The sequence below is a fragment of the Gemmatimonadales bacterium genome (assembly GCA_036265815.1).
GTDB lineage: Bacteria > Gemmatimonadota > Gemmatimonadetes > Gemmatimonadales > GWC2-71-9 > CAVVWJ01.
In genome coordinates this window covers 68,050-90,716 of sequence record DATAOI010000078.1, presented here as the reverse complement: position 1 = coordinate 90,716, position 22,667 = coordinate 68,050, and the positions used below count along the sequence as shown (strand labels likewise).

The 22,667-nt window shown below is 68.4% G+C and carries 19 protein-coding genes and 1 pseudogene; 3 read left to right on the top strand and 17 right to left on the bottom strand.

All coding sequences use genetic code 11. The features are described from left to right. The first annotated feature begins 165 nt into the window (after nucleotides 1-165). Together VHR41_16545 and VHR41_16540 are read left to right on the top strand one after the other, a co-directional pair. Entirely contained in the window at nucleotides 166-1,362 is a 1,197-nt protein-coding gene (locus tag VHR41_16545; GenBank protein HEX3235808.1) for a hypothetical protein, read from the top strand. Between the two features lie 50 nt (nucleotides 1,363-1,412). Further along, nucleotides 1,413-2,651 carry a hypothetical protein gene (locus VHR41_16540; protein ID HEX3235807.1) on the top strand — a complete coding sequence of 413 codons (1,239 nt, stop codon included), beginning with the start codon at nucleotides 1,413-1,415 and terminating at the stop codon, nucleotides 2,649-2,651. 2 nt (nucleotides 2,652-2,653) lie between these two features. On the opposite strand, the gene VHR41_16535 is transcribed toward VHR41_16540, so the two are convergent. Genes VHR41_16535 through argF form a run of 3 tightly spaced genes read right to left on the bottom strand, consistent with a single transcriptional unit; the run spans nucleotide 2,654 to nucleotide 5,153 of the window. Continuing rightward, on the bottom strand, nucleotides 2,654-3,139 hold the full coding sequence (locus VHR41_16535; protein ID HEX3235806.1) for a MogA/MoaB family molybdenum cofactor biosynthesis protein: 486 nt from the start codon (nucleotides 3,137-3,139) through the stop codon (nucleotides 2,654-2,656). After that, nucleotides 3,136-4,248 carry a glycine cleavage system aminomethyltransferase GcvT gene (gene gcvT, locus VHR41_16530; GenBank protein HEX3235805.1) on the bottom strand — a complete coding sequence of 371 codons (1,113 nt, stop codon included), beginning with the start codon at nucleotides 4,246-4,248 and terminating at the stop codon, nucleotides 3,136-3,138. Before gcvT ends, VHR41_16535 begins: the two co-directional genes overlap by 4 nt. Nucleotides 4,249-4,250: 2 nt before the next feature. Continuing rightward, entirely contained in the window at nucleotides 4,251-5,153 is a 903-nt protein-coding gene (argF, locus tag VHR41_16525) for an ornithine carbamoyltransferase (protein ID HEX3235804.1), read from the bottom strand. Nucleotides 5,154-5,275: 122 nt separating this feature from the next. On the opposite strand from argF, the gene VHR41_16520 reads away from it, so the two are divergent. Next, the gene (locus VHR41_16520; protein ID HEX3235803.1) at nucleotides 5,276-6,115 is read left to right on the top strand and encodes a serine/threonine-protein kinase; all 840 of its coding nucleotides are present in this window, start codon (nucleotides 5,276-5,278) and stop codon (nucleotides 6,113-6,115) included. Between the two features lie 20 nt (nucleotides 6,116-6,135). Here the strand turns inward: VHR41_16520 and VHR41_16515 are convergent, their stop codons facing one another. The 14 genes and pseudogenes from VHR41_16515 to pilO all read right to left on the bottom strand — a co-directional run bounded on the left by VHR41_16515 (nucleotide 6,136) and on the right by pilO (nucleotide 22,667). Beyond that, the gene (locus tag VHR41_16515; GenBank protein HEX3235802.1) at nucleotides 6,136-6,660 is read right to left on the bottom strand and encodes a hypothetical protein; all 525 of its coding nucleotides are present in this window, start codon (nucleotides 6,658-6,660) and stop codon (nucleotides 6,136-6,138) included. After that, on the bottom strand, nucleotides 6,657-7,712 hold the full coding sequence (locus VHR41_16510) for a hypothetical protein (protein ID HEX3235801.1): 1,056 nt from the start codon (nucleotides 7,710-7,712) through the stop codon (nucleotides 6,657-6,659). The genes VHR41_16515 and VHR41_16510 overlap by 4 nt, the downstream gene beginning before the upstream one ends. Further along, entirely contained in the window at nucleotides 7,709-7,897 is a 189-nt protein-coding gene (locus VHR41_16505) for a hypothetical protein (GenBank protein ID HEX3235800.1), read from the bottom strand. Before VHR41_16505 ends, VHR41_16510 begins: the two co-directional genes overlap by 4 nt. 39 nt (nucleotides 7,898-7,936) lie before the next feature. Further along, nucleotides 7,937-10,789: a serine/threonine-protein kinase gene (locus tag VHR41_16500; protein ID HEX3235799.1), complete on the bottom strand. Its 2,853-nt coding sequence runs from the start codon at nucleotides 10,787-10,789 to the stop codon at nucleotides 7,937-7,939. Between the two features lie 91 nt (nucleotides 10,790-10,880). Then, nucleotides 10,881-12,362 carry an ATP-dependent protease ATPase subunit HslU gene (gene hslU / locus VHR41_16495; GenBank protein HEX3235798.1) on the bottom strand — a complete coding sequence of 494 codons (1,482 nt, stop codon included), beginning with the start codon at nucleotides 12,360-12,362 and terminating at the stop codon, nucleotides 10,881-10,883. Between the two features lies 1 nt (nucleotide 12,363). After that, entirely contained in the window at nucleotides 12,364-12,936 is a 573-nt protein-coding gene (hslV, locus tag VHR41_16490; protein HEX3235797.1) for an ATP-dependent protease subunit HslV, read from the bottom strand. Nucleotides 12,937-13,011: 75 nt separating this feature from the next. Beyond that, nucleotides 13,012-13,893, bottom strand: a pseudogene (locus tag VHR41_16485) (tyrosine recombinase XerC). 32 nt (nucleotides 13,894-13,925) lie between these two features. Next, nucleotides 13,926-15,230 carry a methylenetetrahydrofolate--tRNA-(uracil(54)-C(5))-methyltransferase (FADH(2)-oxidizing) TrmFO gene (gene trmFO, locus VHR41_16480; protein HEX3235796.1) on the bottom strand — a complete coding sequence of 435 codons (1,305 nt, stop codon included), beginning with the start codon at nucleotides 15,228-15,230 and terminating at the stop codon, nucleotides 13,926-13,928. After that, nucleotides 15,227-17,677: a type I DNA topoisomerase gene (gene topA, locus VHR41_16475; protein ID HEX3235795.1), complete on the bottom strand. Its 2,451-nt coding sequence runs from the start codon at nucleotides 17,675-17,677 to the stop codon at nucleotides 15,227-15,229. Before topA ends, trmFO begins: the two co-directional genes overlap by 4 nt. A 133-nt stretch (nucleotides 17,678-17,810) precedes the next feature. Next, nucleotides 17,811-18,350 carry a shikimate kinase gene (locus VHR41_16470; protein HEX3235794.1) on the bottom strand — a complete coding sequence of 180 codons (540 nt, stop codon included), beginning with the start codon at nucleotides 18,348-18,350 and terminating at the stop codon, nucleotides 17,811-17,813. Continuing rightward, a complete protein-coding gene (gene aroC, locus VHR41_16465; GenBank protein ID HEX3235793.1) occupies nucleotides 18,350-19,579 on the bottom strand; it encodes a chorismate synthase in 1,230 nt (409 codons plus the stop codon). The genes VHR41_16470 and aroC overlap by 1 nt, the downstream gene beginning before the upstream one ends. Before the next feature lie 100 nt (nucleotides 19,580-19,679). Then, nucleotides 19,680-21,467, bottom strand: a complete 1,788-nt coding sequence (locus VHR41_16460; GenBank protein ID HEX3235792.1) for an AMIN domain-containing protein — start codon at nucleotides 21,465-21,467, stop codon at nucleotides 19,680-19,682. Then, complete coding sequence (locus tag VHR41_16455) at nucleotides 21,464-22,045, bottom strand: hypothetical protein (protein ID HEX3235791.1); 582 nt, start codon at nucleotides 22,043-22,045, stop codon at nucleotides 21,464-21,466. The genes VHR41_16460 and VHR41_16455 overlap by 4 nt, the downstream gene beginning before the upstream one ends. After that, entirely contained in the window at nucleotides 22,035-22,667 is a 633-nt protein-coding gene (pilO, locus tag VHR41_16450; protein ID HEX3235790.1) for a type 4a pilus biogenesis protein PilO, read from the bottom strand. The genes VHR41_16455 and pilO overlap by 11 nt, the downstream gene beginning before the upstream one ends.

Genomic DNA, 22,667 nt, shown 5'->3' with positions numbered 1-22,667 from the left:
TCGAACGCCGCGTTCAGGGGGACGGCGGTCGAGAGGTCATCCATGGTGATCAGGATCTGGGCTGCCATGGGGGACAAACTAATCGAGTGGCAGGGGGGGTGCGCTTGACTTCCACTTGACCGGCCCGTACGACTCATGAAGCTCAACTCGGCCGAGGAACCCGCCATGCCGCGCACCTGTCTGAGCCCATCCCGCTTCCCTCCCCTGCTCGCCGCGGCCCTGCTGGCGGGCTTGCCCGGCTGCGGGGAGGACGTGCAGTCGCCCACATCGCCCGAGTCCGTGCCCACACTCAGCACAACGGCCACGCCGCTGTCGTTCCTCCAGGTAAGCATGGGAACCAACCACGCCTGCGGGGTGACCACCGACAACCGGGCCTACTGCTGGGGCGTCAATAACGGCAGCACGTCCCAGGTGACCGACTTCAGCGACAAGCCGGTCGCGGTAGGGGGTGGCCTCAGCTTCCGGCTGGTGAGCGCCGGCACCTACCATACCTGCGGCCTGACCACGGACGACCTGGCCTATTGCTGGGGAAACAACCGGCTGGCCCAGCTGGGCGACGGCAGCAGAACCATTCGCCAGAACCCGGTTCCGGTGGCCGGCGGCCGCCACTTCCGGCAGCTCCGCGCCGGACACACCCACACCTGCGCGGTCACCTATGCGGACGTGGCGTTCTGCTGGGGCGACAACACCTATGGCCAGTTGGGCGATGGCACTACCCACGGGCCGCTCAAGCCGGTGAAGGTGGCGGGCGGATTGCTGCTCCGCCGAGTGCTGGCCGGCGTCTCCCACACCTGTGCCTCCGCCGCCGGAGGCAAGACCTATTGCTGGGGGAACAACCCGTACGGCCAACTGGGTGACGGGACCACCACGCAGCGACTCACCCCGGTGGCGGTGAAGACGGGCTTGCTCTTTCAGCAGTTGACCACCGGGCAGTTCCAGAGTTGCGGCGTGAGCGACAGCAAGGCGTACTGCTGGGGATGGAACCGCCATGGCGCCCTGGGAGACGGAACGACGACCCGCCATTCGACGCCCACCGCGGTGGCCGGCGGTCTCCTGTTCGGCGGGGTGAGCGCCGGGAACGAGTACACCTGCGGGGTGACCACCGGGAAACTGGCGTACTGCTGGGGCTATAACGGCTTCGGCCGGCTGGGCGATGGTACGACCACGCAGCGACTCACGCCGAGGGCGGTGGCCGGTGGGCTCCATTTCGGCTCGGTGAATACGTCGCTGGTCGGGTACAGCACCTGTGGGGTCACCACCGGGTCGCGGGGCTACTGCTGGGGGTTCAATGACTCGGGGCAGCTCGGCGACGGCAGCAGTGGCAACGTTCGCCTTGCGCCGGTAGCTGTGGTGGGGCCGTGAGCTGGAATCAGTTGGGATAGCCGAAGCGCTCCTTGACGCAGGAGTCCACCATGCCGCACACCAGTCGCAGCGCATCCCCCTTGGCTCTCCTGCTCGCCGTCGTTCTCCTGGCGCTCGCGGCCGGCTGCGGGGAGGACACCGAGTCGCCCACTGCCCCTGAATCCAGGCCGGCGCTGGCTACCGCGGCCCAGCCGCTGTCGTTCCGCCAGGTGAGCGCGGGCGGGGGCCATGCCTGCGGTGTCACCACCGACGACCGGGCGTACTGCTGGGGCTTAAACGAGTGGGGCGAGCTGGGGGACGGCGATACCGACCCGTGGAACGGGGAGATCTGCAACACCTATCCGTGCAGCAGCCGGCCGGTGGCGGTCGCGGGGGTTCTGCGTTTCAACCACGTGAGCGCCGGCGACAGGCACACCTGCGGCATCACCACGGACAACAAGGCCTACTGCTGGGGCAGGAATTTCGAAGGCCAGCTCGGCACCGGCGCCCCTTCCTCGTCCAGCGTGGTGCCGGTGGCGGTGGCCGGTACGCGGCTCTTCCGCCAGGTGCGCGCCGCGGACAACCACACCTGTGCCATCACTAAGGCCGATGTGGCCTTCTGCTGGGGATACAATGGCGATGGAGAGCTGGGCGACGGCACCACCGACAGCCATCCGGTGCCGGTACGGGTGGCTGGTGGGCTCCATTGGAGCCTGGTGAGCGGCGGCTTCAGCCACACCTGCGGCGTGACCACCGACAACCACGCCTACTGCTGGGGCACGAGCTCGTTGGGTGCTCTGGGAAGCGTCGGCGCCGTTCGGCGGCTCTCGCCGTTCCCGGTGTCGGGCGGGCTCCTCTTCAGCAAGATCGACGCGGGGCACTGGCACAGCTGCGGTGTGACCACCGATAACCGGGCATACTGCTGGGGCCTCAACAGCGTGGGAGAACTGGGCGACGGCACCAAAACGAACCGGCAGACACCCACCCTTGTCTTCGGCAACCGCCGGTACGACCACGTCATCGCGGGCGACAGCTACACCTGCGGGGTGACACTCGCCGAGCGGGGCTTCTGCTGGGGCGTGAACTCGATCGGCCAGCTGGGCACCGGAACGACAGACTGGCGCCGGGTGCCGACGGCGGTGGCCGGCGGCCTGAGCCTGCATCTGGTCACGGCCGGAGCCGGTTTCGCGTGCGGGGTCACCACCGCCAACCGGGCGTACTGCTGGGGGGACGACGCCTTTGGCCAAGGGGGGGACGGCACCACAAATAGCGGGCACCTGGCGCCGGTGGCGGTCGCTGGACCGATTTAGCCCTAGTGCCCGGTCCGCGCCCCGCGCACCAGCTCGACGGCGTGCTCGACCAGGTCCTCCAGCACATCGAGACCGTCGCGCACGCCGCTGGTGCTGCCGGGCAGATTGACGATGAAGGCGCGGCCCCGGACGCCCGCGATGCCGCGGGAGAGGGCCGCGCGGGGAAAGCGCGGGTAGGCGGTCATCCGGAGCGCCTCGCTCACGCCGGGCGCCTCCTTGTCGAGCACGGCGCGGGTCGCTTCGGGGGTGACGTCCCGGGCGGTGAGTCCGGTGCCGCCGGTGGTGAGAATCAGGTCGGCCCGGTCCTGATCGGCCCAGGCCGCGAGCACTCCGGCAATGCGCCCGGTCTCGTCCGGCACCAGCTCGCGGGCCGCGATGGTGTAGCCGCGCTCGCCGGCCCAGGCCACCACCGCGTCGCCCGACGTGTCGGCGCGCTCGCCCCGGCTGCCGGCGTCGGAGATGGTGAGGACGGCAACGCGGATCGTCACGACGCCTTCCGGGCCGATCCCTTTTTCCAGAAGGGCCGGGTGACGACTTCCGCCGGCAGCCGCTCGCCCCGGCACTCCACCTCGAACCGGGTGCCCGGCTTGGCCGCCGCCGCCGGCAGATAGGTCGTCCCGATCCCCACGCCCAGCGAGGGGCTCATGGTGCCGCTCCGGACGAAATCGACCTCGCGGCCCTCGTAGTGCACCGGATACCCCGGCCGGGGAAATCCGCGACCCTTGAGCTCGAAGCCCACCAGCTTGCGGGTGACTCCCCGCTGCCGCTGCGAGCGAAGCGCGCCATCGCCGATGAACGGGGCGCCCTTCTCCAGCTTCACGATCCAGCCGAGCCCTGCCTCCAGCGGCGTGATGGTGTCGTCGATCTCGTTGCCGTAGAGGGCGTACCCCATCTCCAGCCGGAGGGAGTCGCGGGCGCCGAGCCCGATCGGCTGGGCCCCGGCGGCGGTGATCGCCTGCCAGAGCACCGGCGTGTCGCGGTCCCGGCAGTAGAGCTCGAAGCCGTCCTCGCCGGTGTAGCCGGTGCGGGAGATGAAGCACTGGGCGCCGGCCACCCGGCCGGAGGTGAAGTGGTAGTACGCCACGTCGGAGAGCGGCGCGTCGGCCAGGGGCTGCAGCAGCTCGGCCGCGCGGGGGCCCTGGACGGCCAGGAGCCCGACTTCGGCCGAGATGTCCTTGAGCCGCACGTTGGCACCGCCTTTATGGGAGACGATGTGCTCCCAGGCCGGGGCGGTGTTGGAGGCGTTCACCACGATCATCAGCTTGTCGTCGAACCGGTAGACGGTGCAGTCGTCGACGAAGGTGCCCTGGTTGGTGAGCAGCGCCGAATACTGGACCTGGCCGGGCGACAGCACCGACACGTCGTTGGTGGTGATCCGGTTGACGAAGGCGTTCCGGTCGGGGCCGGTGATCTCGAACTCACCCATGTGGGAGACATCGAAGATCCCGGCGCCGGTGCGCACCGCGTGGTGCTCGGCGAGGATGCCCGTGGGGTATTGCACCGGCATCTCCCAGCCGGCATACGGCACCATCTTGGCGCCGAGCTGGCGGTGGATGTCGTAGAGCGGGGTGCGTTGCAGCGTGGCGGCGGTTCCCATCGTCACCTCATCAGCGTGGCCATCAGCGCTTTCTGCACGTGCAGGCGGTTCTCGGCCTCATCCCAGACCCGGGACTGGGGGCCCTCGAAGACGTCCTCCGACACCTCCTCGCCTCGGTGCGCGGGGAGGCAATGGAGGAAGATGGCATCGGGCGCGGCCAGGCGCATCAGGCTGCCGTCTACGATGTAGCCCTGGAACGCCTGGACCCGGATCTCCTGCTCCTCCTCCTGACCCATCGAGGCCCAGACGTCGGTGGTCACCACGTGGGCGCCGCGGACCGCCTCACGCGGGTCACCGGTGAGCGAGATCCTGGCCTTGGCCTGGTTCCGGCGCAGGATGTCGGCGTTGGGTGTGTACCGCTCGGGGCAGGCGAGCCGGAGCTCGAAGCCGAGCGTGCCGGCGGCGTTGACCCAGCTGTTGGCCATGTTGTTCCCGTCGCCCACCCAGGCCACCACCTTGCCTTCCCAGCCGCCCAGGCTCTCCCGCACGGTGAGCAGGTCGGCCAGGACCTGGCAGGGGTGGAGCAGATCGGTGAGGCCGTTGATCACGGGGATGCTGGAGTAGCGGGCCAGCTCGACGACATCGGCATGATCGAAGGTGCGGATCATGATCCCGTCGAGATAGCGCGAGAGCACCCGTGCGGTGTCGCGGATCGGCTCGCCCCGGCCGAGCTGGATGTCGCGGGCGGAGAGGAAGAGGGCGTGGCCGCCGAGCTGGAAGGCGCCCACCTCGAAGGAGACCCGGGTGCGGGTGGAGCTCTTGGCGAAGATCATGCCCAGCGTCTTGCCGACCAGCGGTCGCTCGGTGTACTCCCCGCGTTTCATCCGCTCGGCGAGGTCGAACAGGGCGATGAGCTCGGGGCAGGTGAAGTCGGGGATCGAGAGGAAGTGGCGGGTGGGGCTCATAGACCCGTCGATGAGGAGGCCGGGTGGTCTGGTCGGGAGGGGATTGTAGTCGGGCGGGGGGGAGGGGGCAAGCGGAGTCCCTCCATTGCCGAGGCGCGGCCAAGCCATAGGTTATCGCTCACATGAAGAACGTCTCGATCACGCTCGGCGCGGCCCTCGCGGGGCGCTACCGGGTCGAGCGGGAGCTCGGCCGCGGGGGAATGGCCACGGTCTTTCTGGCGGTCAGAGCCGATGACGACCGACCGGTCGCGGTCAAGGTTCTGCACCCCCAGTTCGCCATGGCGCTGGGACCCGAGCGATTCCACCGCGAGATCGAGATCCTGAGCCGCCTGCGGCATGAGCGGATCGTGCCCGTGCTCGAATCGGACGAAGCGGGGGCGCTGCTATATCTCGTCATGCCCTACGCGCCAGGGGAGACTCTTCGGGCACGACTGGACCGGGAAGGCCGGTTGCCCATGGCGGCGGTGCTCTCTATCTCGGCGGACATCGCGGAGGCCCTCGACTACGCGCACGGGCAGAACGTTCTCCACCGGGACATCAAGCCGGAGAACGTGCTCCTCGATGGTGACCGGGCGCTGGTGTGTGACTTCGGGCTGGCCCGCGCCATCAACCGGGCAGCAATGGAACCGCTCTCCTCCAGCGGCCTGGTGATCGGGACGCCGGCCTACATGAGTCCGGAGCAGGGGATGGCGGAGGAGGACCTGAGCCCGGCGTGCGACATCTACGCGCTGGGATGCGTCGTGTATGAGATGCTGACCGGGGAGCTGCCGTTTACCGGGGCGACCGCGCAGGCGGTGATCGCGAGACATCTGGCGGATCGGCCAAGGTCGATGAGGGCGCTGCGGCCGGGGCTGCCGGACCATGTGGAGCACGCGGTCTTCGCCGCACTGGCCAAGGAGCCGGCCGAGCGGCCGGGGAGTGCGGGGGCAATGGCACAGCTGCTCCGGCCCGCCCGAGGGTGAGCCCGGCAAAACCTGGCGCGTCACTGATAGAGCGTGTCCTTTGCAGCTTCCGCGGCCCTCTGCACGTCCGGCCGCAGTGGCTCTGATGGGGGACGCACCTGGCCCGCGATCGCCGAATCCAGCGCGGCCCCCGCGCGGCCACCACCGATCCCTGCCAGGCCCACCGCGGCACGAGCGCGGTACACGGCGACATAGTTGCCCGCGTAGAGCTGGACGTAGTCGGCCGAGGACATCGTCGGGGTTCCCCCGTTGGAGTTCTCGTAGGCAGTGTCCTCGCTGAAGCTCTCCTCGAGCTGCTGCTTGATGTTCGCCAGGCGGGTGGGGGCGGGACCGGCCAGCAGGTCAGTGCTCAGGCTTTCAACCGTTTCGGGGACCAGCTTTCCGAGAGCCGTGAGCGAGTCGAGCTCCCCGTCGGTACACTCCTGGCATAGGAGCCAGGGATCGATCACCGCCCGGACGTCGGGTCCGGCGACTTTGGTTTTCTGCTCGTCGACACACCCCGAGATAAGCAGCAGACACAGCACGCCCGCCAGTGCCTGACTCATGGCAGTGCCGCGGTGGTGTCCAGGGCGAGCTTCGGACATGGGATACTGTCCTCGGCAACGCTCGGATGACATGTCCGGCCAACTCTCCCCGGCACAAGACCCACCCGAATCACCCAGGAGGTCTTGTCCATGTTCATGCGATACGCCTGCCCGATGGAGAAGTGCCGCTGAGCGAGTGCCTCCTGGTCGTAGAGGCCGGTCCACATGAGGTTCTGATAGACGAATCCCTGGATTTTGGGTGTAGACATGACGCCGGTATGCCCGTTGCTATGACCGGGCGAGTCCTGGAGCGCGAGCGCATGCCCGAACTCGTGGGCCAGTGTCCCGGGCGAGTCGCCGGCAATCGAGATATAGATGACGTTCGGGAATCCCACTGTGAAGCAGTTCCGGCCGCGGAATCCCCCGGGAGTACCGGGAACAAAGTAGACATTCAGGCGCTTCGAGTCGTACAGCGGTGTACCGGCCGTGGCCAGGTTGGCCAGGGCCGTCGCATCGCAACGGTCGCCGATCATGGTTTTCTGAGCGGAGGCCAGCGCGCTGGATGGAGTCACGCTGGTGGTGCGGAAGCTGAGGCCGACCCGATTGCGGTTGAATACGCTGATGGCCCGCAGCGTGTCCCGCCCAGCCTGTTGCGCCGCCAGGTCACCGGGCGCGACCAGGACCATGTTGAACTCTACCCGCGGGCGAGTCGGGGGCGAGAGGAGCGTCACCTGGTCGTCCGCCGTGGTCCAAAGCGGCTGGGTGGCGCGCATCGCGCGGCCTTGCGCGAAGAGAATGACCTCCGAGGAGCACCCGGCTCCCGGCACGAGCTGCCCGAAGGTGATGGTGCCCCGGCCCTTCCTCAGTAAGTCATAGACGCAGCCACCGGTGACGCCGCCTTGCACCACCACCACTGCGTCACCGGTGCCGGGAAGCGTGGTGGGCAGGATCACCTGGTCGCCGACCGAGAACGGGACCGGCCAGGCCCAGGGCCCCGCCCACACCAGGACGGCCGACAGCCTCAGCCCGTTTCGCGTCCATCCGCGAGCGATGACCTTAGCCGACTGCCTCATGGTGGCCACTTGGGCACGTTGGGAGGTGGCAGCCCTCCGCCGGGATCGGGGTAGTCGGCGAAGAGCGCCGTCCAGTCTATGCTCTGGATCAGCATGTCAAGCTGGACGAGATACTGCTCCACCATCTCCAGATCGTCCGACACGTCCTTGAAGTCCTGCACCCTGGTTTTGAATTTCTTCGGCATGCACCCTCCTCTCCAGTGGCACTTCCGTGACCAGTGCGCTCAGGGCGCGTGCTCCAGCGTTGCGAGCCGCGCCTTGAGCCGGGACACTAACTCGTGCCGCCCCATGTGCTCCGCCGCCTCGATGCGAAGTCCGAGGCTCGCCGGTAGATAGAGGAGATACACGAGGGAAGCCTGATGATCGAAGCCATCAGCGACCCGGAGCGCCTCCTCGTTGTGGCCGCGGGCGAGAAGCAGGCGGCCGAGCTCGAGCCGTTCGCTGGGGAGGGACTCCCACACACCCCAACCGATATCGGATGGGGTAGCGGCCGGCGTGAGGCGTTGCAGCGTCGCCATCGCGGCTGCCGTGTCCGCCCGGAGCAGGGAGAGCCGCGCCGTCATCATTTCGGCCACGACGCTATCGCGTTTCGCGCCGCTTCGGGCGGCGATGTTCCGCAGGGCCCGCGTGACGGCTGCCAACTTTGTGCTGTCGCCGAGGTGGGCCTGCCAGATCCCATGATACCAGAGGCGATCGGTCGTCATCGAATCGTACGTCCCTTCCAGGGAGGCGATGACGCCGGCAGCCTTCTGCTCCATTCCCGTGCCCACGGTCGCGTCCAGCACGTACAGGCCCATCGCCGCCGGAAGACCACCAGCGACCGCGGAGTCCAACAGGCCCTTCGCCGCGTCGTAGTGGTGCTCGGCCATGAGCACATGGTTTACCCCCAGCAGACCACCCCATTTCACGCGGGATTCGGCACCCGGCGACCGCAGGACCGCTCGGAACGCACCGATGGCACAGTCCAGTGACGCACCGGCAGCCGACAGCACCCTCCCGGACTCCAGCGCTGCCGCAGGATCCTCCCGGGCTGCAGCTTCCCAGTTCACCCGCCCGGATCCATTCCGAACGCAGTCCATCATGAGCTGGAGGTGGCGGGACATCGTACTGTCAGGGCCGGCTCTGCGGAACCCGTCGACCAGCCGTTGGGCTTCATTGACGCGTCCCTTCCGGAGCGCGATCTCGGCGAGATGCAACAGGGGTGGTGTAAAGGATCGGTCCAACCGCTGCGCCCGGACGAACGCTGCCTCGGCGGAGGAGTCGAGCGCCCACCCTCGCGGAACCAGGTGATAGTACGTCTCACCGAGGCGCATCCAGGCCTCGCTCCAGGTGGTGTCCCCCACCAGCGCCCGTTGGAAATGGAAGACCGCGGAATCGGCATCGCCCGCGAAGTAGTTTTTCATCCCGTAGGCAAGTTGGGCATACCGAGTGGGCAACAAGGTCGCGTGTGCCAAGGCAGCGGTCACCAAGGAGTCCGCCTTGGCCGGCTGTCGAGCCCAATCCGCCGCCTCGGCTCCGCGCAGGGCAGCCGGGGCCAAGGCGGAGTCAGCCTGCACCGCGCGATCGAAATACCCGAGCGCGGCACCGAAGCGCGATCGCCGATATTCGCGCTCGCCCTGCAGCCAGCTCGCGATCGCTGCCGGCTGCCGATCCGCAAGGGCGGCGAGTGCAGTCGAATCAACCGACGCGCCAGGCTGGAGGAGCGATGGCAGGAGTGCACCGACGGCACGAAGCCCGATTTGAGGCAGCGGGACACGCTCCACGACCCCGGAGACGCTGGTTTGCCCAACCAGGGAGTCGCCTCGGGTATCGTGCAGGCGCAGAGTGACGGTGACCGAGTCGCCGATACCGGCAATCGAGCCCTCGAGATAGTAGGCAGCCTGTTGCCGGGAGCTCAGTGCTCTCGCCGCGCGCGCTGTCAACAGTCTGGCATCCTGCCGCTGGCGCTCGTCGAGCAAGGTCCAGCCATCGATCCACTTGAGCGGCTCGGTGTGCTCCAATGCGCTGCCGATCAGGATCGCGATCTCTTCGCCGGCATGGTTATCCTGACTGCCGGGGCGGTGATCGACCACCGGGAAGACCATCACCTTGTTCGGGTCTCCCCCCCCGCTCCATTTCGGTCCTACCCGCCAGACAGCCAGCACCACCGCTACTGCGATTCCGAGAGCCGCCGCGCCCCGGAGCGAGCGCGGCCTGCGCAACCGCCCAGGTTCAGATACGGGTCTCGTGCCGGTCGTCGCATTCAGCGCCTCGGTCAGCCTCAGCGCGTTGGTGAAACGGTCGGCCGGGACCTTAGCCAGTGCGGTCGCCACGACAGCTTCCAGCTCCGGTGACACGGTCGGTCTGACGGTTCGCAGTGGCGCCGGGGTATCGTGCCGGTGGCGGGCGAGGATAGTTTGCGCCGTCCTGCCGTTGAAGGGGGGCTCTCCCGCCAACATCTCGTAGAGCACGCAACCGAGAGAGTAGATGTCGCTGCGGGCGTCCACGCCGTGATCGCCGCTCCCCTGCTCCGGACTCATGTACTCCGGCGTGCCGATCGCCATCCCGGTCGCCGTCAGGGCATCCTCATCCGCTTCCGAGATGACCTTTCCGATCCCGAAATCCGCGACCAGCGCGTGCGCTCCGCTCAGCAGAATGTTGGCCGGCTTAATGTCGCGGTGGACCACACCTTGGGCGTGGGCACAGCTCAGCGCCTCGGCGACTTCCCGCGTGATCTGGAGAGCGTCCGCCAGCGGGAGCTGCTTCTCCCGCCTGATTCGTTGCCGCAGGGTCTCCCCCGTGACGTAGGGCATGACGTAGTAGAGCAGCCCATCGGCCGTGCCCGAGTCGTAGAGCGGGAGGATGTGGGGGTGCTGGAGGTGGGCCGCGATGTGGATCTCACGGAGGAACCGCTCACTGCCGATCGCCGCGGCGAGCTCGGGCCGGAGGACCTTGATCGCCACGTCGCGGTCGTGCTGCCGGTCGTGGGCAAGGTAAACATGGGCCATGCCCCCGGACCCGATCTCCCGATCGAGCTCATAACGGTCCGCGAGCGCGGCCCGCAGGCGATCAACCTGGTCCATCACGGTGGCACCCACGTGAGGCCTCGGTGGGGAGTGGGAAACTCCCCCTACCCTGAAACCGGCTGGTTCTGGTGTTTGCTACTATATGTCGTGGAACCGCTTGCCGCTAGAGGATATACCGCCTGAGGTCGTCGTCGTTGATGATCTTCGCCAGCCGCTCCCGCACCGTCTCCGCGTCGAACACGATCTTCTTGTCCGGATAGTCCGGCAGCTCGAACAGCACCTCCTCCATCAGCGCCGACATCACCGTGTGGAGGCGCCGCGCGCCGATGTTTTCCATCCGGTCGTTGGCCATGAACGCCACGCGGGCCACTTCCGCGATCCCGTCCGAGGTGAACGCGAGCTCCGCGCCTTCCGCCGCCACCAGCGCCTGGTACTGGCGGGTGAGGGCGTTCTCCGGCTCGGTCATGATCCGGATGAAGTCCTGCTCGGTGAGCGGCAGCAGCTCCACCCGGATGGGGAAGCGGCCCTGCAGCTCGGGGATGAGATCCGAGGGCTTGGACACGTGGAACGCCCCGGCGGCGATGAACAGGATGTGGTCGCTCCGGACGTAGCCGTAGCGGGTCTGTACGGTGGAGCCCTCCACGATCGGCAGGAGATCGCGCTGCACCCCCTCGCGCGACACGTCCGGCCCGCCGGCCTGGCCCCGGTCGCCCGCGATCTTGTCGATCTCGTCGATGAAGATGATCCCGTGGTTCTCCACCCGGTCGAGCGCCTCGTTCACGACGTCGTCCATATCGACCAGCTTCTTGAGCTCCTCGTCGATCATCACCCGCCGGGCCTCGGGCACCTTCACCGTGCGCCGCTTCTTCCGCTTGGGCAACATCTCCTGGAGCATCTCGGTGAAGTTGATGTCCGGGCCCTCCATCCCCTGGGGCGGCTGGATCAGGTCCATCATGGGGAAGTTCTGGGGCACCACCTCGATCTCCACCTCGCGGTCGTCCAGCCGGCCGTCGGCCAGCATCTCGCGCAGCTTCTCGCGGGAGCGCTGCCGCCGCTCCTCCTCGGCCGTGGCGGCGCGCTCGGGGCGGGCCTGGCCACTGGAGCCGACCACGAACACAGGGCTCACGGCCGCGCCACCGCCGTCGGGCTTCATGGGCGGCGGTGCGGCCGGGAGCAGCAGATCGAGCAGCCGCTCATCCGCCCGCCGCTCCGCCTGGGGATAGACCTCGTCTTCCCGCTCGGTCCGCACCATGTTGATGGCGGAATCCACCAGGTCCCGCACCATCGATTCCGCGTCCCGGCCGACGTACCCCACCTCGGTGAACTTCGACGCCTCGACCTTGATGAAGGGGGCCCCGCTCAAACGGGCCAGCCGGCGGGCGACCTCGGTCTTTCCCACGCCGGTGGGGCCGATCATGATGATGTTGTACGGGGTGATCTCGTCCCGGATGTCGTCGGGCGCCTGGGCCCGCCGCCAGCGGTTCCGCACCGCGATGGCGACCGCCTTCTTGGCGGCCTCCTGTCCCACGATGTAGCGATCCAGCTCCGCCACGATCTGCCGGGGCGGCATCTCCTCCAGCCAGGGGAGCGGCGCTGCGGGCTCGCCGGTCTCGGGCACGGACACGTCGGTGGCAAGGTCGGTCATATCACTTCTCGCCCGGCAGCTCCAGAATGGTGATGTGCCGGTTGGTGAAGACGCAGATGTCGGCCGCGATCTCGAGCGAGCGCTGCACCACGTCGCGGGCGCTGAGCCCGCCGACCGGAAGCAGCGCCCGCGCGGCGGCCAGGGCGTAGTTCCCGCCCGAGCCGACGGCCACGATACCGTCGTCGGGCTCGATCAGCTCCCCGGAGCCGCTCAGCAGGAAGGCGTGCTCCAGATCGGCCACCACCAGTAGCGCTTCCAGCCGCCGGAGCACGCGGTCGCTCCGCCAGTCCTTGGCCAGCTCGACGGCGGCCCGGGGGAGGTTGGCGGGGTAGCGATCCAGCTTCTCCTCGAACTTCTCGTACAGGGTGAGCGCATCGGCCACCGACCCGGCGAAGCCCGCCAACACCTTGCCGCCCTTCAGGGTCCGCACCTTGGTCGACTTGGCCTTCATCACCGTGTCGCCGATGCTGACCTGGCCGTCGCCGCCGAGCGCGACGCGGCCGTCCCTGCGGACAGCGAGAATGGTGGTACCGTGGAACTGCGTCACGCCGAACTCCTCCTTGTGATTCCGCACGGAGCCGTCGTCTCCCCACGCTCCATTCCCCTGCCCCACCCTGCCTACCCTGCCTCACCCTGCCCCACCTTCCCCTTACGCCCGCGGATGCGCCTGGTTGTACACCTTCTTGAGGCGCTCGACGCTGGTGTGCGTGTATACCTGCGTGGTGCTGAGCGATGCGTGGCCCAGCAGCTCCTGCACCGACCGAAGATCGGCGCCGGCATCGAGCATGTGGGTGGCGAAGGTGTGCCGCAGCGAGTGGACCCGGAGTCCGTCCCCTCCCACCGCGTCGAACATCGCGTGCATCAGCCGCTGTATGCCGCGCGGCGCCAGCCGTTTGCCCCGTGCGCTCAGGAACACCGCCCGGCGGTCGCTGCCCGGCCGGGCTGCCGCGGCTTCCCGGTGGTTAAGATAGCGGCGGAGCGCCGACACCGCCCGCGAGCCGACCGGCACGATGCGCTCCTTCCGCCCCTTGCCGCGGACCTTGGCCTGATCGGAGAGGAGATCGAGGTCCTCCAGGTTCATGCCGTTCAGCTCGGAGAGGCGGATGCCGGTCGAGTAGAACAGCTCCAGGATCGCCAGATCGCGGGTGGGGCCGAATTCGTCTCCGGCCGCGCGCGCTTCGGCCCACTCGAAGAGGCGGCCGGTCTGCTCCCGGTCCAGGTAGGCCGGCAGCCGCTTGTCCAGCTTCGGCACCTTTCCGGCGCGGGCCACCCCGTTGGAAACGCCGTGGTTTTCCTGGAGGAAGCGGTAGAAGCTCCGTACCGCCGACAGCGCGCGCGCCGCGCTGCGCTTGGCCAGCCCCTGCCGCTGCAGCTCGCCCAGGAAGCCGCGGAGCCCGAGCCGGTCGACGGTGCTCCAGGTCCAGGAGCCGGCGTAATGCCGGTCGCAGAAGCTGGTGAACGCCTCGAGGTCGCGGCGGTAGGCCTTGACCGTGTGGGGGGACTGGCCGCGCTGCTTGTCGAGATAGGTGAGGAACTCGGCGATGTGGGGGTGTAGGGGGTGCGTCACAACGTCCTCTGCCAGGCCGCGAAGTCCGCCTGCGCCCGCTCCACCAGCAGGTCCTTCTTGCGCTCCTTCTTCACCTTGCCGGGCAGCGGATCGAGCAGGCCGAAGTTGGCGTTCATCGGCTGGAAGTGCCGTGGATCGGCCTCGCGCAGGTAGCGATAGAGGCCGCCCAGCATGGTGGTCGGCGGCGGCACGGCCGCGGGGCTCCCGGAGAGCCGCCGGGCCAGGTTGATGCCCGCCAGGAGCCCGGTGCCGAGCGACTCGGTATAGCCCTCCACCCCGGTGAGCTGGCCGGCGAAGAAGAGGGCATCGTCGTCGCAGGCGGTGAGCGCGGGCCCCAGGCTGGCCGGACTGTTGACATAGGAGTTCCGATGGATGCTGCCGAACCGGAGGTACTCCGCCGACTCCAGCCCCGGGATCATCCGGAACACCCGCTGCTGCTCCGGAATCCTGAGCCGGGTCTGGAAGCCCACCAGATTCCACATCTGGCCGGCCCGATCCTCCCGGCGCAGCTGCACCACCGCGTGGGGCTCGCGTCCGGTGCGCGGATCCGGCAGACCCACCGGCTTCATCGGACCGAAGCGGAGCGTTTCCCGGCCGCGCCGCGCCATCTCCTCCACCGGCAGACACCCCTCGAAATAGGGGACCGCATCGAAGTCGTGCCCCTGGTGCTGGTCGGCCTCGAGCAGCGCGTCGATGAATCGGTCGTATGCCGGCGCATCCATCGGGGCGTTGAGGTAGTCGTCTCCCTCGCCCTTGCCGTAGCGGGAGAGCGGGTAGAGCCGGTCGTGATCCAGCGAGTCGTCCGCCACCACCGGAGCGATCGCGTCGTAGAAGGCCAGCGCCGCCGAGCCGAGCCGTAGAGCCAGCGCGGCGCTCAAGCGCTCCGAGGTGAGCGGACCGGTGGCCACGACACCGGGCGACGGCAGCGACGTCACCTCCTCGCGCAGCACGGTGATGGCGGGATGAGCGGTCACCCGATCGTGCACCGATCGGGAGAAGACCTCCCGATCGACCGCGAGCGCCGTCCCTCCCGGCACCCGCGCCTCATCGGCGCACGGCAGCAGCAGACTGCCGAGCGCCCGCAGCTCGGCCTTGAGCAGGCCATGCGCGTTGGTGAGGTCGACGGACTTGAAGGAGTTGCTGCAGACCAGCTCGGCCAGCCGGTCGGTGTGGTGAGCCGGCGTGGGGACCACCGGCCGCATCTCGTAGAGCGTGACCCGGACGCCACGCTCGGCCAGCGCCCAGGCCGCCTCCGAGCCGGCGAGCCCTCCGCCGACGACGGTGGCGACGGCGGCGCTCACGCCAGCGCCACCTCCTCGGGCTCGGCGATGATGATCTTGTTGCCGCACTTGAGGCAGGTCCGGCTCTCGCCCTCGGTCTTGCTGAACTTCTTCTCCATGCCCACCCAGCCGCATTCGGCGCAGGTGTCCGGGACCGGCTTATTCCAGGTCGAGAAGTCGCACGCGGGGTAACGCACGCAGCCCCAGAATGACTTGCCCCGCTTGGTGCGGCGCTCGGCAAGGTCGCCCTCGAGGCACTTGGGGCACTTGATCCCGAGCGGGATGGCCCGGGTTCCCTTGCATGCGGGATAGGTGGTGCACGCCAGAAACTCGCCGAACCGCCCGGTCTTGATGACCATCGGCGAGCCGCACAGATGACACTTCTCGTCGGTCGGCCGGTCGGGGGCCCGCCCCTTCCGGAGCGACTTCACGTAGTCGCAGGTGTCCTTGTACTTGACGCAGGCCAGGTAAGGTCCGAACCGGCCGGTCTTGAGCTCGATCGGGGAGCCGCACTTGGGGCAGCGCTCCTTGGCCAGCTCTTCCGGCACCAGCCCGTGCGCGTCGGCCACCAGCGCGTTCAAGTCCACGGCCTCGAGCGCCTTGCTGAACGGACTGTAGAAGTCGGTCAGCACGCCCTGCCAGAGGAGCTCCCCGTCCTCGATCCGGTCCAGCTCGGTCTCCATCTCGGAGGTGAACTCGACGTTGAAGATGCCGGGGAACTTGCCGACCATGATCTTCTCCACCAGCTCACCCAGCTCGGTGGGGAAGAAGCGCCGCTGCTCCACCTTCACGTACTCCCGGGCTGATAGCGTCGAGATGATGGCGCTGTAGGTCGAAGGCCGGCCGATGCCGAGCCGCTCCAGCTCCTTCACCAGGCTGGCCTCGGAGAACCGCGGGGGTGGCTCGGTAAAGTGTTGCGACGGCGTGATCTCCCGCACCTCGACCCGGTCGCCCACGGCGAGCTGCGGGATGGGGGGCAGATCGTCCATCGTCTTGCCCTCCTCTTTCTCCCGGCCCTCGGTGTACAGCACGTGATATCCGTCGAACACCAGCACCGATCCGGTCGCCCGGAAGAGGTACTGGCCCAGATCGAAGTCCACGATAGTCATGTCGTAGACCGCCGGCGTCATCTGCGAGGCCACGAAGCGCTGCCAGATGAGCTGGTAGAGCCGGAACTGGTCGGGCTCCAGGTAGCGCTGGACCTGCTCCGGCCGGCGGTTCACGTCGGTCGGACGGACGGCCTCGTGGGCGTCCTGTACCCGGGCGTTCTTCTTGGAGCTGTACGAGTTGGGTGACTCGGGCAGATATGGCTTGGCGTAGCTGCGCCCGATGAAGTCCCGCACCGAGGCGATGGCCGCGTCGGAGACCCGCACGGAGTCGGTCCGCATGTAGGTGACGAGACCGACCGGCCCGTCCTCGCCGACGTCCATGCCCTCGTACAGGTCCTGCGCCGCCCGCATAGTGCGCCGGGAGGAGAAGCCCAGCTTCTTGGCCGCCTCCTGCTGCAGCGTGCTGGTGGTGAAGGGGGCCGCGGGGTTCTTCTTCCTGTGGCGCTTCTCGACCTTGGTGACCACGAACGGCATCGGCCGCACCACATCCACCACCGCCTGGGCGTCCGCCGCCGAATGCAGCTGCGGCTTGTGGCCGCCGACTTTGGCGAGTGCCGCCTCGAAGGTCTGGCCGCCCTTGGCGCAGAGCGCCTCGATGCTCCAGTACTCCTGCGGAGTGAAGGCGCGGATGGCGCGCTCCCGCTCGACGATGAGCCGGAGCGCCACCGTCTGGACCCGCCCGGCGGACAGTCCCGTCTTGATGCTGCGCCAGAGGATCGGGCTCGCCTTGTAGCCCACCAGCCGGTCGAGGATTCGGCGCGCCTGCTGGGCGTTCACCTTGCGGTCGTCGATCTCGCCGGGGGCGCGCATCGCTTCCTGGATTGCGTCCTTGGTGATCTCGTGAAACAGCACCCGGTGGGTCGGCACGGTGGACTTGAGCTGGTCGGCCACGTGCCAGGCGATGGCCTCGCCCTCCCGGTCGGGGTCGGTGGCCAGATAGATAGTGGACGCGCCCTTGGCGGCCTTCTTGAGCTCCGATAGGGTCTTGGTCTTCCCCTTGATGGTGACGTACTTCGGCTCGAACCCGCGCTCCACGTCCACCCCGAGCTCGCGGGTGGGCAGGTCTCTCAGGTGCCCCACGGTGGCCTTCACGTCGTAACCCGCGCCCAGGTACTTCCCGATCGTCTTGGCCTTGGTGGGCGACTCGACTATTACCAACGCGCTCCCCTCCCCCCGGGCACTGCCCCGGGGGGTCCCGGCCTTCGGCTTGCGGGCCGCCGGCTTGACCGCCGCGGACTTCGCCGCCGGGGCTTTCGCTTCGGCCGGCTTCGCTGCCGCCGGCTTCGTTGCCGCCGGCTTCGCTGCCGCGGGCTTGGCCTTCTTAGCGGGTTTTACGGTTCGCTTCGGTCTTGTCGCCATGTCTCCACTGTAGCCACTGGGGTCATCGAAAGGTCAACCACGGGAGTAGCAAGAAATCCGTCCGGCCCGGCCTTGGCAACCGCCCAGACCGGGCCGGGGCCCCGTGATAGCAATGTAACACTATTAGTGGCAATTACTTGGAGAGGATTGCCCGGGACCACCCCGCGGAGCCCGTCGCCACGCGGATCACCCCTTCGGCCACCGTGGCCGGGGCACCGCTCTCCGCCGCGACCTCATAATCGGCGAGACGGTAGAACGGTTCCCGGACCTTGAGCAGCTCCCGCATCCGTTCCAGCGGATCGCCCCCCTCGAGCAGCGGCCGAGCCTCGCTCTGCCCGCTCCGCCGGGAGGCCACGGTGGCGGTACACTTGAGATAGATAATGGTAGCAACCCGCCGGGCTTGCTCGAGCTGCCCCGGCTGCGCCGCCCACCCGGCCCCGGGCACCACCACCGCGGGCGAGGCATGGAGTGCCGCCAGCACCGCGTCGTGCTCCATCTTGCGGAACCTCGGCTCTCCGACCATCCCGAAGATCTGGGCCACCGGCATGCCCATCTCCCGGATCAGCAGGCTGTCGACGTCGATCAGGGGCGCGTTCAGACCATCGGCCACCAGCTTGCCGACGGTGCTCTTCCCGCTCCCGGGAAGCCCGACCAGTATCAGGTGACGGGACATCAGCCCTCCACCGCTTCACGCAGGGCCGCCCAGCGCGACCCCAGCGCGCCGACGTACCCGGCGAAATTGCGCCGCATCTCGGCCAGCGAGTCTCCTCCGAACTTCTCCAGCATGGCGTCGGCCAGCACGACGGCCACCAGCGCCTCGGCGATGACGCCCATCGCCGGCACGGCGGTCACGTCCGAGCGCTCGCTCTGGGCACTGGCCGGCTGGCCGGAGGTGAGATCCACGGTAGGGAGCGGCGACATGAGGGTGGAGATCGGCTTCATGGCCACCCGAAGGACGACGGGCTCTCCGGTGGTGATCCCGCCCTCCAGGCCGCCGGCATTGTTGGAGCGGCGGCGAAAGCCACCCCGGGCATCGCCACCACGAGGCGGAGCATGGCCCGAGGGATCGATCGGATCGTGGACCTCGGATCCAGGGCGCCGGGCCGCCTCGACGCCCATCCCGACCTCCACCGCCTTCACCGCCGGGATGGACATCAGCATGGCGGCCAGCCGGCCATCCAGCTTCCGGTCCCAGCTCACGTGACTGCCGAGCCCGACCACCACGCCGCGGGCGATGACCTCGACCTCCCCGCCGAGGGTGTCGCCCGCCTTCTTGGCCTGGTCGATCCGGGCGATGATTGCGGCCTCGACCGCGGGGTCGAGCACCCGGACTTCGGATCGGTCCGCCGCCTCGTTGAGCGGCACCGGCAACTCGGCCGGCGGAGTGGCCGTGATGCCTCCCAGGGAGACGACGTGACTGCCGATTTCGACCCCGAACTCGTCCAGCAGCCTGCGGGCGAGGGCCCCGGCCGCCACCCGGGCGGTCGTCTCCCGGGCGCTGGCACGCTCCAGGATGTCGCGGGCATCGACCCGGTCGTATTTGAGCACCCCGACCAGGTCCGCGTGGCCAGGCCGGGGGCGGGTCACCCGGCGGCGGCGGAGCTCGCCCGGCTCAGCCGTGGCTTCGTGGGCCATGACATCCTGCCAGTTTCCCCAATCCCGGTTCGGGATGAGCATCGCCACCGGCGAGCCGAGCGTTTCCCCCGCGCGAACGCCCGCGATCCACTCGACGTGGTCGCGCTCGATCTTCATCCGGGCCCCGCGACCGTAGCCCTGCATCCGCCGGAGCAGGTCGCGATCGACCCACTCGGCCGACACCGGCAGGCCCGCGGGCAGCCCCTCGACCAGGGCGATCAACCCCCTGCCGTGGGATTCGCCGGCGGTGGAGAATCGGAAGCTCACGCGGGCCTCGCTTCGCGCCCGGGGGATGGAGGAAAACGAACGAGCCCGGCCTGCGCCGGGCTCGTTCCCGTCGTGGTGCTGGAGCGGCCGCGCCGCGCGGTTACTGCTCCGAGACGCCGTCGTCGGTGATCCGGGGTGTGACCAAGATAATGAGGTCGCGCCGGTTTTCCTGCTCATCGGAGAAGGAGAAGAGCTTCCCGATGATGGGCAGCCCACTCAGCAGCGGGATCCCGGACCGGTTCTTGGTGACCGTGGTGACCGTGAGGCCGCCGATAACCGCCGTCTCGCCGTCCTCGACCAGGAGCTGGTTGTCGGCCTTCTGCTTCTGGAAGATGAAGCCGAGGTCCGCCGCCGCGAGCGGCTGGATGGCCGACCGCTCGGTGTGTAGCTGCATCAGAACCTGGCGGTTGTTGGTCACGTGCGGCGTGACGGTGAGCCGGATACCGGTCTCCTTGAACTGCACGTTGGCGCGGGCGTTGCCGCCGGTACCGGCCGACGCGTCGATGACGCGAACCGGTGTCTCCTCACCAACGAGGATGTCCGCCTGACGGTTGTCCAGGGTGGAGATGACCGGCTCGGCCTGGATGTCGGCCAGCTCGCTCTTCTCCAACGCGCTCAGGAAGCTGGTCAGAGAGAAGCCGCCGATGCTGGTGGAGAAGACCAGGTCGAGTGCGGACGCGGTGATGGTGGCGTCGGCATTGCCGATGGCCGAGACCGAGTTGCCGCCCAGATCGATGACGTTGATGTTCCGGTCGAGCAGCTTGGTCGGATTGAACGGGTCGGGATGCTGCACCAGCTTGTTGAAGAACTGGTTGCGGTTGCCCAGGTCGTACCGGAGGCCGAGCTGCTCGACGTCGGTGCGATCGACGAAGATGATCTTGGCCTGGATGGAGAGCTGCGGGGTGCGTACATCGAGCCCCCGCACGAAGTCGCTGATGCTGGCGATGCGGCTCCGGGTGTCGGTCAGGATCAGCGCGTTGGAGCCGGTATCCGCGACGACGCGGCCCCGGTTCTTGGTGAGGATGCTCTCCACCGTCTTGGACAGCGAGCTGGCCTGGGCATAGTTGATCCGAACGATGCTGGTCTCGAGCGGCTCGAGCGAGTCGAGCGCCGCCAGCGCCGTGGGCGAGTCGACCCGGATGATGCCGCCGGCCATCTCCTGGGCCGAGAGGCCCTGCGTGGCCAGGATGGCCTGGAACGCCTGGGGCCAGGGCTGATTCTTGATTTCGGCGTTGACCTCGCCCTTGATGTCCTTGCCCAGGATGATGGTGCGCCCGCTGAAGGCGGCGAACCCGGAGACCACGTCGGCGATGCTCGCCCGATCCCAGTTGACCGTGATCCGTGGCTCCTCGGCGCGGGTGAGGATCGGGGCGCTGTTCACCCGAACCTCGGGCTTACGGGTGGGCGCCGCCGCCGCGGGGGCCGGGGCCGGAGCTTCGTCAGTTGCCAGGGCCGCGCCCTCGTCCTCCGAAGTCCAGGCCTGGAACGACGGCGCGGGGCCGAAGTTCACCCGGATGGCTTCGGCGCTGCGGTCGATCTTGTAGGTCTTGGCCCCGTCCAGCTCGAGCACGATCCGGACGACGTCCGGCCGGAACTGGGAATAGCGAAGGTTGCGCACCCCGCCGCGCGTGACCCCGTCGTAGAGTGCCGCAGCCGTCTGATTGAGCCGCGCCCCTACCACATCCAGCACGAGGCGGTCGGGATCGGTGAGCATGAAGTCGCGCACCTGGACGGCGCCATGAATCCCGATCACCACCTCGGCCTTGCCGGCGGCCGGCGCGAGGCTCACGGCCGTGACCTCGCCGTTGGCGGGCTCGTCTGCCCGGAGCGGAGAGACCGCGGCGAAAGCCACCGTGGCGATGAGCCCGAAGCGATACATGCCCGTCATGGTGTCTCGACCTCCTGCTTGCGCAGCGAGAGAGTTTCCTGGCGCTCGAATCCGAAGTCCTGAATCATGAACACAGCATCCCGGGGCCGGATCTGCACCAGCCGCGCCCGGCTCAACTGGTCACCCACCCGCAGCTTGTGCCGCTTGGCGGAGACCTTCTCCCGCAGCACCACCATACTGTTCGACGGCGTGCGGAGATCCAGATAGACGCCCACCAGGTCGCAGTCGGCGACCTCGGGGCCGTTCTTGTCGACGATCAGCAGCGAGTTGAACGGGTCACGGGTGCCTCCGGCGTAGGCGAAGGTCTCCCGCATCACCTCGATCTCGCGCGCCTTCTGGGCCGAGTCGGCCATCATCGCTTCGGCGTCGGCCATTCGGGCGATCGAATCCGGGACCGGCGAGGAAGCCGGCGCGGCCGGGGCCTTGGAGCTGTCCGGCTGGTGGACGCTCACCGCGGTGGTGGCGGCGAGAGTCGACCGGCCCTGGGCAGCCGTGTCGTCGCCCTGCTGCCCACGGGAGCAGCCGCCGAGCGTCAGCGCGCCGAGCAGGGCGAACCTGAGCAGAGCGTTAGGTGCCACTGGCCTCTCCCTCCGGACTCGAAGATTTGACGTACGTACGGATCTGGAACTTGGCCTCGAGCAGCGAACCGGAGGTGTCTCCCAGCGCCTTGGCCGCGGCCGCGTTGGCCACGTTGACGGTCAGGTCGTAGGGCACGATGATCCGCTGCAGGCTGGCGACGTCGGCCAGGAACTCGCCGATGTGATCGTAATGACCGATGACCGACATGTTGTACTTGTAGGTGTCGAACGGCGCCGGCCCCGGCTCGACTGGCAGCGGAACCACCTGCGACAGGGTGACGCCCCGGATCTTGCTCCGGCTGGAGATGTCATCGAGCAGGTTGGGCACCTCGTTCCGCTCGGGCACCAGGCGCCGGAGGAGCGAGAGGCTGCCGCGATACGTGTCCAGCCGCTTGCGGAGATCCTCGACCGTGCCGCGGACCAGCTCCTTCTTGGCGCTGTCGGTGGCCGCGGTCAATTGCGCGATGGTGTCGCGCATGGCGGCAACCCGACCCTGACGGGCGGTCACGCCGGATACGCCGAGGTTCTGGATCAGCGTGCCGGTGTATGCGATGTACCCCACCAGGCCCGCGAGCAGCACGACCAGCACGGGCCCGGATTTCTGTGACGACAGGGATGCCAT

What these genes read in the sequence shown, in the direction of transcription:
- VHR41_16545 (HEX3235808.1), top strand. Translation starts at nt 166, where the DNA reads ATGCCGCGCACCTGTCTGAGCCCATCCCGCTTCCCTCCCCTGCTCGCC.
- VHR41_16540 (HEX3235807.1), top strand. Translation starts at nt 1,413, where the DNA reads ATGCCGCACACCAGTCGCAGCGCATCCCCCTTGGCTCTCCTGCTCGCC.
- gcvT (HEX3235805.1), bottom strand. Translation starts at nt 4,248, where the DNA reads ATGGGAACCGCCGCCACGCTGCAACGCACCCCGCTCTACGACATCCAC.
- argF (HEX3235804.1), bottom strand. Translation starts at nt 5,153, where the DNA reads ATGAGCCCCACCCGCCACTTCCTCTCGATCCCCGACTTCACCTGCCCC.
- VHR41_16520 (HEX3235803.1), top strand. Translation starts at nt 5,276, where the DNA reads ATGAAGAACGTCTCGATCACGCTCGGCGCGGCCCTCGCGGGGCGCTAC.
- VHR41_16515 (HEX3235802.1), bottom strand. Translation starts at nt 6,660, where the DNA reads ATGAGTCAGGCACTGGCGGGCGTGCTGTGTCTGCTGCTTATCTCGGGG.
- VHR41_16510 (HEX3235801.1), bottom strand. Translation starts at nt 7,712, where the DNA reads ATGAGGCAGTCGGCTAAGGTCATCGCTCGCGGATGGACGCGAAACGGG.
- VHR41_16505 (HEX3235800.1), bottom strand. Translation starts at nt 7,897, where the DNA reads ATGCCGAAGAAATTCAAAACCAGGGTGCAGGACTTCAAGGACGTGTCG.
- hslU (HEX3235798.1), bottom strand. Translation starts at nt 12,362, where the DNA reads ATGACCGACCTTGCCACCGACGTGTCCGTGCCCGAGACCGGCGAGCCC.
- topA (HEX3235795.1), bottom strand. Translation starts at nt 17,677, where the DNA reads ATGGCGACAAGACCGAAGCGAACCGTAAAACCCGCTAAGAAGGCCAAG.
- VHR41_16470 (HEX3235794.1), bottom strand. Translation starts at nt 18,350, where the DNA reads ATGTCCCGTCACCTGATACTGGTCGGGCTTCCCGGGAGCGGGAAGAGC.
- VHR41_16460 (HEX3235792.1), bottom strand. Translation starts at nt 21,467, where the DNA reads ATGACGGGCATGTATCGCTTCGGGCTCATCGCCACGGTGGCTTTCGCC.
- pilO (HEX3235790.1), bottom strand. Translation starts at nt 22,667, where the DNA reads ATGGCATCCCTGTCGTCACAGAAATCCGGGCCCGTGCTGGTCGTGCTG.